Source organism: Stappia sp. G46H5W (assembly GCF_058448995.1).
The window spans coordinates 150,968-162,748 of sequence record NZ_JBZFLL010000005.1 but is presented as its reverse complement, the minus strand read 5'-3'; the positions used below and the strand labels follow the sequence as shown (position 1 = coordinate 162,748).

The 11,781-nt window shown below is 57.0% G+C and carries 5 protein-coding genes; 4 read left to right on the top strand and 1 reads right to left on the bottom strand.

Translation table 11 applies throughout. The features are described 5' to 3' along the window. Positions 1-21: 21 nt before the first annotated feature. From ACVJ6E_RS16325 to ACVJ6E_RS16310, 4 genes are all read left to right on the top strand, one after another. Positions 22-5,583, top strand: a complete 5,562-nt coding sequence (locus tag ACVJ6E_RS16325; RefSeq protein ID WP_120269881.1) for a DEAD/DEAH box helicase — start codon at positions 22-24, stop codon at positions 5,581-5,583. A 5-nt stretch (positions 5,584-5,588) separates the two neighbouring features. Then, positions 5,589-7,553 (top strand): AAA family ATPase, encoded by a 1,965-nt coding sequence (locus ACVJ6E_RS16320; RefSeq protein ID WP_120269880.1) that lies wholly within the window; start codon positions 5,589-5,591, stop codon positions 7,551-7,553. Positions 7,554-7,956: 403 nt separating this feature from the next. Next, positions 7,957-9,291: a hypothetical protein gene (locus tag ACVJ6E_RS16315; protein ID WP_147421894.1), complete on the top strand. Its 1,335-nt coding sequence runs from the start codon at positions 7,957-7,959 to the stop codon at positions 9,289-9,291. Positions 9,292-9,305: 14 nt separating this feature from the next. After that, complete coding sequence (locus ACVJ6E_RS16310; RefSeq protein ID WP_147421893.1) at positions 9,306-9,989, top strand: hypothetical protein; 684 nt, start codon at positions 9,306-9,308, stop codon at positions 9,987-9,989. A gap of 152 nt (positions 9,990-10,141) precedes the next feature. On the opposite strand, the gene ACVJ6E_RS16305 is transcribed toward ACVJ6E_RS16310, so the two are convergent. After that, a complete protein-coding gene (locus ACVJ6E_RS16305; RefSeq protein WP_120269877.1) occupies positions 10,142-11,464 on the bottom strand; it encodes a site-specific integrase in 1,323 nt (440 codons plus the stop codon). Between the last annotated feature and the right edge of the window lie 317 nt (positions 11,465-11,781).

Genomic DNA, 11,781 nt, shown 5'->3' with positions numbered 1-11,781 from the left:
GAATGTGGGAGGGGGATAAGTATGCAGACAATTAAAGAAACCATAGAGAATCTGCACGGCTCGCTGAGTGACTACATCGAGGCGACCTACCACATCAGTGCCCCGTCGTTGATTGCGCAGCGGCAACGCCTTCTTGAACGTGACGGCGTAATTCATCGCGTCCCTTATCTTGAGTCGACGCCCAAATACCAAACGGGCGATACATTCGGCTCAATGATTGGACTGCCGCCGGCCGCGCAGACGCTCTTTTCACGATTGAGTTCACCGAGCGATGACCTTCCCCGGTTGATCTACGACCCTCCCTACAAGCATCAGGCCGAATCGCTTCGTCACAATCTCATCGACGGAAAAAACCTGGTCATTATGACCGGGACTGGTTCGGGAAAGACGGAATCCTTCCTTCTTCCGATCCTGGGCAAATTTGCGCAGGAGGCGCAGACGCGTCCTGGCGTCTTCGCCGAGCAGCCGGCGATGCGGGCGCTGATCATGTATCCGATGAATGCGCTCGTGAACGACCAATTGGGACGCCTTCGCGCATTGCTGGGCGATCCGCGTCTTGTCAGGACGTTCAAGGAGTGGTGCGGCCGCCCGCCTCGATTTGCCCGGTATACAAGCCGCACCCCGTATGCGGGCATTCGCACGTCGAAGAAGGATTCGTCACGACTGCAAGCCTTCGACAGCTTCTACGTCGATGTTCTCCGGCGTGCGGATAGCGACGATGCGGATGAGAAGGCACAGGCTGTAGAATTGCTAACCGCCTTGAAGGATCGTGGCAAATGGCCGGCAAAGCCCGACCTTGAAGCCTGGTACGGGCAAAAGGGCAGCGCCTGGCAAGACCGGAAGACGGGAGATTTCGTCAGGGCGGTTACGCTACCGGACGACTCCGAATTGCTGACGCGACACGAAGTCCAGGCCGCGCCGCCTGACCTGCTCGTCACAAACTATTCAATGCTCGAATACATGCTCATGCGACCGGTTGAGCGGCCAATCTTTGACAGGACGCGTGAGTGGCTTGCTGACAATCCGGATGAGACCTTTCTGGTGGTGCTCGACGAAGCGCACCTCTATCGCGGCGCCGCCGGCGCGGAAGTCGGATTGCTACTAAGACGGCTGCGCGACCGGATCGGCGTCCCCGAGGAACGTTTCAGCGTCATCTGCGCGACAGCCAGTTTCAAAGATGCGGAATACGCTCCGGCGTTTGGATCGCAGCTCTCAGGCATCCCGGCTCATACCTTCGTTCCAATCGAAGGCACGCTTGATCTCAAGGAAGGTGCCGGGAAGGGAACCTTGGCTGACGCCGAAGCCCTATCCGGGATTGATCTGAATGCGTTCTACGAGGCGGATACCGACGATGCCAAGCTGGCATTACTCACGCCGTTGCTCGACTATCGATGCGTCACGGGTGCGGATTCAACAGAACGCGGGCTCTTCGATGCGCTAAAATCGTTTCCTCCGATGTGCGCGTTGATCAACGCGACGATGAAGGAAGCCCGGCCGATCGCCGAACTTGGCACCTTTCTGTTTGCCGATGATGTCCCGTCCAAAATGGCCGACGAAGCCGTCACTGTCTTGATGGCGCTCGGTAGCATTGCGAGGCCGGAGCCAAACCTGCCCGGACTGCTGCCTTGCCGCATACATAACTTCTTTCGGGGCCTGCCCGGTCTTTGGGTTTGTATGGACCCGGACTGCAGTGAGCTCTCGGAGAGTCAACGTGATGGCATCTGCGGGAAGATGTACGCGCAACCGTCAGAAGAATGCGGTTGCGGGGCTCGGGTGCTTGAGCTGTTCACCTGCCGAAACTGCGGAACCGCTTACGCTCGCGCTTATACCGACGACGTCGATTCACCTCGTGCTCTCTGGTCCGAGCCGGGAGAGCAGTTACGCATGGCGAGTGGCGAGACAAGCCCGTTGCTGCCTATCGACTTGCTTCTCGAGCAGCCTGCGCACGACGATGGCGCGGAACCTGCCGACTACGATCTGGAAACAGGACAACTGAATCCGCTCTCCCCCGGACCCCGCATGCGAACGGTCTTCATCCGGCAGGACCGGCTCACCGATACGGCCGACGACGAGAATGAGAACGATACCAGTTTCGAGTCGCGCGGCCAGTTCACGCCGTGCGCCGTTTGCGGCAAGACCGCGCGCTTTGGGCGAAGCTATGTGCAGGACCATCAGACCAAGGGCGACCAGCCCTTTCAGGCGTTGCTAGCCCGACAAATTCAAATTCAGCCCCCTGGGCCACAGGAAGCTACACCGTTTGCTCCGCTGCGTGGCCGCAAAGTGCTCGCTTTTTCGGACTCCCGGCAGGTGGCAGCTCGTCTGGCGCCAAATCTACAGATGTATTCCGAACGGGATTCTCTCCGCCCCCTGATCATCAGCGGCTTCAATTGGCTCAAGGAACAGGATGCAGTCCGCCCTCACCTGAACCTCGACGACTTATATTTTGGTGTGTTGCTCGCCTCCAAACGCCTGAACGTGCGCCTGCGTCCGGAAATGAGGGGAGGAGAAAACTTTGATGCTGAAGAAGTTGTAGACGAGGCGGTCCACCAAGATGATCTGGATGATCCGTCGACCTTATTGAGCCTGCTGCTGGAAATTCGGGCACACCGCCCTCCGGAGTCGCTGCTTAGCAGCATGCTGACCACCTTGACCGACAGGTTTTGGGGAATGGAACCCTTGGCGCTCGCAACGTTGAAAGAAAGCGATCGCCACACAAAGAAAATACTGGGCCTACCGTCGATACCCGGGGTCGCTGAAACCGATGAGGTCAAACTGGCGCTCGCGCGCTACTGGCTGCGGTGTTGGAACAACAACGGGTTCAGGCTGGCGCAGATGCCAGGCGCCTGGATCAATCGCCCGCCGTCAGAAGGATTTCGGGTCAAGCCTCGAAACCCGAAATCAAAGATCAAAGCGATCGAATCCGTCATTGAGGATAAGGCCGCGAGGAAGGTCTTTTGGGATAGCTGGTCGCCGGAGTTGCTCAAGTGGTTCACACAATCGGTGGAGAGTGGGTATCGTTGCCTGAATGGCAGTGAGCTTTCGCTCCAATTTGATGGCGAGTGGGTGCATTGCTCGAGTTGCAAGTCGGTCCATCGTCCTATCCCGGGCATTGAATGCTGTCTGGACTGCAGAAGTGATACCGTCTCTGCCCTTGATCCGGACGCCGACCGGGTCTTCCTTGCGCGCAAAGGCTTTTACCGGAAACCGGTTACGCAGGCCCTTGAGGACCCGCCGCGGCAGCCGATGGCACTCATTGCCGCTGAGCACACCGCCCAGCTCAACGCACCGCAAAACGAAGATGTGTTCTCCAAGGCGGAAGAGAATGAGCTCCTATTCCAGGATATCGTGCTGAGCGGAACCGGCCTGGGCGGGCGTTCCAGCGCGATCGACATTCTGTCCAGCACGACGACGATGGAAGTCGGTATTGACCTCGGGGCCTTGTCGGGCGTGGCCCTGCGGAACATGCCACCCGGGCGAGCCAACTATCAGCAGCGGGCAGGCCGCGCGGGCCGCCGCGGCAACGCTGTGGCCACAGTCGTCGCGTTCGGGAGCGCCGACAGCCACGATGAGCACTATTTCTCCCGGCCCGACGAGATGATCCGGGGAGATGTCGTCGACCCGAAGTTGACATTGGACAACCCTGAGATCGTGCGCCGTCACATCCGCGCGTTCCTTTTGCAGAACTATCACCAGGATCGTCTTCCGATCATCGACCCGGACCAGCCACACGACCTGTTTTCGGTTCTGGGAAGCGTTTCCGGCTTTCGAAAGGCGGATTCACCTTTGAATCGGGACGACTTCGCCGCATGGCTTGCCGACAACGAGGAGACCTTGCGCGCACGCATAGCCGGCTGGATTCCGGAGCAACTGTCCGACGAAGATCGGGCCTTTCTCCTCGGCGGGTTCGTCAATGATTGCCTTCAAGCTGTGGATGAGGCCATCGCTCCTGGTCCTGGCGAGGAGGATGAGAGTGAAGATGGAGACCATGAAGCCGGGGGCGATGAGGACGCGGCCGAAGAGGGAGAAGAACGGCCGCAGCAAGCGTCCAGTCCAGGTAAGATGCTGGACCGGCTTCTTTATTGCGGGAAGCTTCCCCGATACGCGTTTCCGACCGATGTTGCGACATTTCATGTTTTCGATCGCGATCGATCGTCGAGGCATCGCCACATCATGAAGTTCGCGCCCTCTCAGGGCTTGCCGATCGCGCTTTCCCAATATGCTCCGGACAAGCAGGTCTGGATTTCGGGCAAATGTTATACGTCAGGTGCCATCTACTCGGTCATGAAGGACGATCGCTCTCAGGCATGGGAGAACAAGCGTCTCTACATGGAATGCAGCGATTGTGGTTTTGCCCGGACGTTCGACACGGGCGAAGTCGTCCGCAACGACACGACTGATTGTGAGGCCTGCGGCGGTGAAAGCACATTTGGTCCCGCTCGCTACTGGATGCGGCCGCCGGGCTTCGCGCATCCGGTGAGCGTCGAAGAGATGACGTCGCCTGATGAGATCCCGGAAACCAGCTATGCCACGCGCGCAAAATTGACGATGGGCACGCCCGGAGACGATGAGGGCTGGACCGAAGCCAACGAGCGCATTCGTAGCCTGAAAACCCGGCGGCATCTCTTGGTGTCGAATACCGGCCCGCAGCAGGAGGGATATAACTACTGTGTCAAATGCGGGCGAATAGAAGCGAGCAACACACCCTCGCCGATTCTGGCGGCGCCGCATCGCAAGCCTTTCCCGGACGATGACGACAAGCTCATGTGTGACGGAATCGGACCGACCCGCCACCTAGTGCTTGGGACAGATTTCATCACGGACATTGCTCTGTTCTCAATGCGGGTGACCGCGCCACTCAAGCTGAAGCCGGGGCACTATTCGACGGATGTCGCGTTGCGAACTGTCAGCGAAGCACTTGCGAAGGCGGCTTGCCAGATTCTGGAGATCGAGCCTGGCGAGTTGATGGCCGAGTATCGGCCGGCGCTTACCCCGGCCGGCAAGAGCGGTTTGGAAGCAGAGATCTTCCTCTATGACACGCTTCCTGGCGGCGCCGGTTTTGCGAGTCAGTTTGCAGATCGGGGACTTGAGCTGTTTCAGCGCGCACTCCACTTGCTGAAAACCTGCCCCGAAGACTGTGACGGTTCGTGCTACCGCTGTTTGCGGAGCTTCAAGAACAAATTCGAACATCGCCTGCTCGACAGGCATGTCGGAGCTGAACTGCTGGAATATCTGCTGACAGGACAGAACCCCGGATTTAGTGCTGAACGCCTCAAGCGATCTACAGCCTTGCTGCTGAACGATCTCCTCCGGCGCGACGAAGGGTTGGCGACATTCGAGGCTGGCCTAAAAATCACATATGGGAATGGGAAATCAATCACAGCTCCAATTCTAGCTGAATGCAAAGGGCGGAAGTTCGTCATTGCGCTTTCGGGGCCATTGACGACAGGTCATCCCGCTGATCCGGCGATAGCTGAATTTCGCGACAGCGGCACTGAATACCAGGTCATTGTCGAGAATGAACTTGTCATACGGGGGAACCTTCCAACCGCAACGCGCACCATCTATCAGCAGATCACCGGTTGAAGTAGATGATAGAACTGGTTGGCGTCGGCGAAGGGAAGGAACACGAGGCAGCACTGCATTTGCGTAAGCAACTGCTTGCCGTATGGCCCGACCTCAGCCAGCATCCCGACGATCATGTGAAGATCTTCGTTGGGCTCAAGCTTTACGGACATCCGATCGAAGACATCGACCTTTTTGTGGTAGGGCAGTTCTCCGAGCCACGCGAGTTTGGCATCGAGTTCAAATTCTATCCCCGCGAGGGGGAGCCTTTCGTTCCGCGGCGCGCTTCGGTGCGCAACTTCGCCCTTGTCATTGAGGCCAAATCACACGACGCGACGGGTGTCAGATTCGACGACAAGGTTGCTTCGGTAAAGTATCCCAGAGGTTGGGAGTGCGTGACCGAGAAGGCCCGGCAGCAGGTATTCGAGCTCAAGAAGTACCTTGCGCGGAACGGTGTGCCGAAGATTTATCTCCAGGATCTGATTTTCTTTTCCGGACTGCGTGAACCCGACCTACCCAAACGGCCGCACAACTGTTTCGGCATCGATGCGAGCTTCGAACGCATTCTGAACATTTTGGGCCAGGTGTCGTCTCCGGCGAACAATAACCGCCGAGTAACGCTCAGCTTTGGCTCGGAGGAGATCTTCGCTTCAATCTTCTCGCCGGAGACCACTTTGCTTCAAACCATGGAGCCCACGCCGCTCGACCGGCGGCGCATGGACCGCATTGTTAAGGCTGCACTGCCCGAGGCCTGGCTCGATGACCTAACACATAAGCAAATTGTAGTCCGTGGCAGGGGCGGCGTTGGGAAGACCGTCATCCTTCTTCAGATGGCGTATCGTGCCTATGACAGTAATCGGATGCGGTCGCTCGTGCTGACATACAACAAAGCACTCGTCGCCGACATGAGACGCACGATGGCACTGCTCGGTGTACCTCACCAGATCGAAAAGGGTGGCATTCGGATTGAAACGGTGCATGCGTTCGTCGGCCGTCTGGTGCATGAACTCGGCATCATCAAGACGTACGATAGCTTTTTGGAGCGTTACGAGGAACACAAGGAAACTCTCCTGGACTATATTCGTAACGGAGCGCTTTCCCGTGATGACCTTGAGAGCGTCCTCCAGGACAACGCCGATGATTTCGCCTGGGACGCAATCTTCGTCGATGAAGGGCAGGATTGGCCATCCAATGAAATCGAGATCCTGCGGGCAGTCTATCAACCGGACCGCATTGTTGTGGCCGACGGAGTCGATCAGTATGTGCGGGCGTCCGTAGCGGATTGGTCATCGGGGCTTGCACGGGATAAGTTGCGGCCGCGCCGGTTGCGGCGGTGCTTGAGAATGAAGGCCAATCTCGCGCATTTCGTAGCCGATTGTGCTGATTCCCTCGGCCTTCAGAACTGGGACCTCGAACCAAACCCAGACGCCAATGGAGGACGGGTTATCATCGTTGAGGGTGACATGGCCGGTCAAACTGCGTTGTTGGATCGGATATTCGGGGAGGCGGCGAAACTCGGAAACTACCCCGTCGATCTGCTTGCCTGCGTTCCGCCATCGTTGGTGGTCCGCGATGGTGAAGATATCTACTCGGTTCCGGGCTGGACTATCCGTCAGAACGGAGGCGCCGTCTGGGACGCATCATCGTCTGACGTCCGGGAAATTTATCCAACGGAACGCGATGCTCTGCGGATCGTGCAATACGATTCCTGCCGCGGTCTCGAAGGTTGGACCGTGATCAACTACGCCTTTGATGATTTCTATGATTACAAATACCAACAATGGTTGGCATCGCCGCCGGATCTTGGGGGGTTATTCGAAACGAAGGATGATCTTGCGGCGGCTTTTGCCGCGCAATGGACGATGATCCCACTGACCCGAGCGATGGATACACTGGTCATCAACGTGTCGAAGCGGCCCTCGGTCGTGAAAGATGCGCTCATGAAGGTGTATAAGCGCAGATCTGATTTTGTTGAATGGGTAGGGCTGTAATTTGAGCTCCGCCCCCGCTGCGAACACTCATACCATCCAGATAATGGTAGGTACCGCGAGAGCGAATATCTACGCGTATTGCCCAAGCCTGCATCCCATTGTCGTCAATCTCGCTGAATGCGACGATTGCGGCGGCAGCGCAGCGCTTCCAACTTCTACGCGACAATGAAAAAGGAAGAACTCGTAGATGTCTCTCCACTTGGATCGCGGCAATTTCGTGTTTGCACGCACATCATTGGCAGCCGTTGTTGGGCGTGCTGCGCCTATAAGAAAGCGTTTGCTCACAAGTTCGTGCGAGGAGATTGGTGAATGACAGGAGATCGCACGGCGACCGTCACGAGAGGTAGTAGCCGCTTTGAATCGAGATTAACATACTGGTTAGTACATTCGGGTCTGGCAACATATGACCGTTGATGTTCAAGCACGAGTATCCGAAATCGAAGCGGCGTACCGGTTAGCCGATGGATGCTACCTTTTGGGGAGCTTGGAGCGAGGCGTCACCGTCTATAATCAACAGGTCCGCGCTCATAATCTTGCATGGGCATTGTGGGAGCGACGGAAAAGCTATCCGATCAAGAATATCGCTGTAGTCGGTGGCGGCATTGGTGGTCTCACGATGGCCGCGTGCCTTCTATCTCTGTTTGAGCCGACTACAAAAGTCACTATCTTTGAGAAACTGTGGGATTTGAGCCCGATTCAGCAAGGCGCTGACGGGCGTTGGCTACACCCCAGAATTTATGATTGGCCATATTTCGGGAGTCGGGCGCCGGGTGCGTCTCTACCTGTGCTCAACTGGTCTGAAGGGAGGGCATCAGACGTCGCCCGGACCATTTTGAACGAGTTCGGCCAGTTTTGCGATGGTTTCGCAGCGGACGGTGACCGTATCTCTGTCTACCTAGGACTCCGCAATTTCAAGCTGAACGTCGGTGACAAAACCATCGACTACGTCGGCACGCGATCGAAAAGAACCGGATCCTTTTTCGACTTGGATCAGCCCGAAGGTGGCACATCGACGTTCGACTGTATTGTTCTAGCCAGTGGCTTCGGCCTTGAAAGTGGGGCCGATGAGTTCCCTGTGTCATCTTATTGGCGAAATGATCAGTTGGCACAGCCGGCGCTCAACGGAGCGCACCACCGCTATCTTATTTCTGGATTTGGTGATGGCGCTTTAGTCGACCTTTGTAGGCTGACTGTCGAACGTTATCGCCAGGATACGATCCTGTACGAGCTGTTTAGGGATGATCTTGAACCCTTAGAGGAGGTTTTCAGGAATGACATCTCTAAGATTGGTGACGACGCGAACATATATGAGCTTCTCACCGGATACGATCAAAACCGGCTCGTCCGCGCGAAACAGGAGATATCCAACAGGGTGCGCAAAGACACATCCGTTGTCCTGCACATTGCTGGCAGAGATGGAAAGATTGCGCGATTCTCAGAAATATTTGGTCGGCGGAGTTCGGTTCTGAATCGGCTGATGACGTTCCTCTTGTATCGATGTGGAGCGTTCTCGCTGAGTTTCGATGAGCCGAGCGAATTTGCCTCGAAAAACGGCATTGCGCGCGACCGCGTGCTTTGCCGCTACGGGGCAGACACCTTACAGCATCTCCGTGATATAATCGCGGATTATACTGATTTGGAGACTCGCCTGACGGAAATGAAGGATAGTCGGAAACAGGTGACTAGACGCCTTTGGCGGCCAGGTGTGTTCCCGAACCCCTGCTCAAGAATCGATTAGAAAAGGATCTCACCATGGCGGAAAATCTCTATAAGCACCCCGAACCGGTGCCGCCCGCCTCCCAACTGGCTGTTTTGCCTTTCTTGGCGGCCGTGGACGGCTACCTCCGCGAAGACGGCGATGTTCCCGGTCTTCGGATTACGATGCATCGCGCAGTGAGTCGTGAGGGAGATGGATATCTCCAGCAGGTTTGCGCATACCTTCAGGAATCCGGAGTCAATGCCAATGGTACCGTAGGCCGGTTTTTTCCGGTAAATGATCGTATCATGGGGGCCGCTTATGGCTCGGGAAAGATCTGGCGCACACACCACTACGACAGTGTGGAGGCGCTCCACACCGACCTTCGCGACACCGAAAAAGGTGATCTCAGCAAGATTCCAGTGTCCTACCTCGCCATTCCGTTCTTAGGCCCCCAAGACCAGGTTGTGCTGATCCTTTATGCGGACTGCAACCAATTGAACTTTTTTGCAGACGACGAGCGTGTTGCTAGACTTGTTGCTATGAGCAACGGCCTTTGCAGGCTGTTTGATTGGCTTCAAAGGGAGCCCTTCCCCGCGCTGCGAAACTTTCCGCTTCAAAAGGGTGAACCTATTACCGGTAAAACCGAGCTCTACAACATACACGAAGCGCTGCCGACTCTGGCGGCGCCAAAGTTCGCGGAAGTCTTCTCCTTCAACTATGAGGCTGCCATCGCATGAGTTCGAATGGCTCGGTACTAAGGGATTGTGATTGACTGAAAGCCTTGGCTTTGAGCGGATTAAGCGAAGGCCTTCTGGCCGCTTCCCGCCGTGCTCCCATTCGCTGACAACACCTTTTTGGGCGACGATCCTACGCTGGAACAACCTGTTGTCTACCTCGCAGGTCCTGAACTTATAAGCATTTGCTCGATGGCACTTTCCCGGGACCGTCGATCGAGAGTGTAGGTGTTTCGCCTGAACTTGACGCCTTCGAGCAGGGCCTTCACGTAACCTGACACCGTGTCCACGGCCATGATGAGCGTTGAGTCGAGCGTGTGGACATACTTGCTCGTGACCGACCCCTTTGCATGCCCGATGAGCGCAGCGATCGTGATCTCGGTGAAACCCAGATCGTTCGCGATGCTCGCGAAACTGTGCCGCAGTACGTGAGGCGTCACATCCCAGAGCGGCGTGTCCTTGAACAGTTTCTTCCAGCTCTGCGGGAAGTTGCCGACGGCGTTATCGATCCCCTGGCCGGGAAAAACATAGGTGCCGGCTCTCCCCGGTCGTTCCTTCTCCAGATATTCTACGACTGGCAGGCCAACAGGGCGAACCGAGGAGCCTTCCTTGCTATCGACTAAGCGCAGGCAGCTACCTTCAAGATCGACCTCGCTCCATTTGAGGTTGACGATTTCTCCGCGCCGGCAGCCGGTCAGCGTAATCAGCCTGAGGATCTCGGCATGTATCCTGTAGCGGTCGCTTTGCTGAGCCTGACGAAGGATGTCTCCCAAAGTACGGTACTCAGCTTCGCTGAGGCGACGCTCGCGAACCTGGTATTTCGGTTTGCGGAGACCATGCGTGGGATTGTGCTCGATCACCCCAGCCTCGACTGCGTATGAAAAGATGCCGCCAAGCAGACCCATCGTCCGGATCGCGGTGCCGCGGCCGCCGCGGACAATGGCCTTGCCGCGGAGCTTTTCGGTCTTCATGGTCACGCGCGTCTTGCCGCCAATGATGTCCTTCATCAGATTGTTCATGTCCGGCTTGGTAATGTCCCGCACACGTCGTGTCCCGAGAAGGGGAATGATGTGCCTGCGGATGCGGCCGACATCGGTGGCGATGGTGGTGTCCTTCTTCGGCCGGCCGCCCTTTCCCAGGATGAGGCCGGCTTCCATGTCGGCGATGTACTGCTCGCAGAGCTGCTTGATGGTCAGCGCCTTGCGATCTTCCTCGCGCTCTTCAGCAGGATCGCCGCCATGGGCGACCTGTCCAAGCAGGGCCTTGGCTTCGCGGCGTGCAGCCTCGGGCGTCCATACGCCATGGAGGCCGATCGTGTAGCGGCGTGAGCGACCACGGGACCGGTACTGGACGATGTAGCTGCGCTTGCCCGAGGGATAGACGCGAAGACCGAAGCCGGGAAATTCGTCGTCCCAGACGACGTGGCCTTTGCTCTGCGGCTCGACGGCTTCTACAAACCGTTTGGTCAGTTTGGTCATGCTCCCGTCCCTCGGAAACCCCGATTTCGAGTAAGCACCACGCAAGCACGCGGGCGGAAATCAAGGCGTATTCTCGGATAGAGACTTCGGAGCTCCGATTCTGAAAAGCAATATATTTCAGATGCTTAGAGTGTCCTGGCGTGCCCTATCGTGCAATTCGGATGGGTCCTTAGACCAGCTCCGAAGGCAGAGGTCACAGGTTCGAATCCTGTCGGGTGCGCCAGTTCCTCCTTCAGTCAAATTTTGGCTCCACTCCTGAGGATGAAGTGGCCCCTATCGTGTTGCGCGCTCCGCGCGGGGCCGCAAATAGGTTTAGT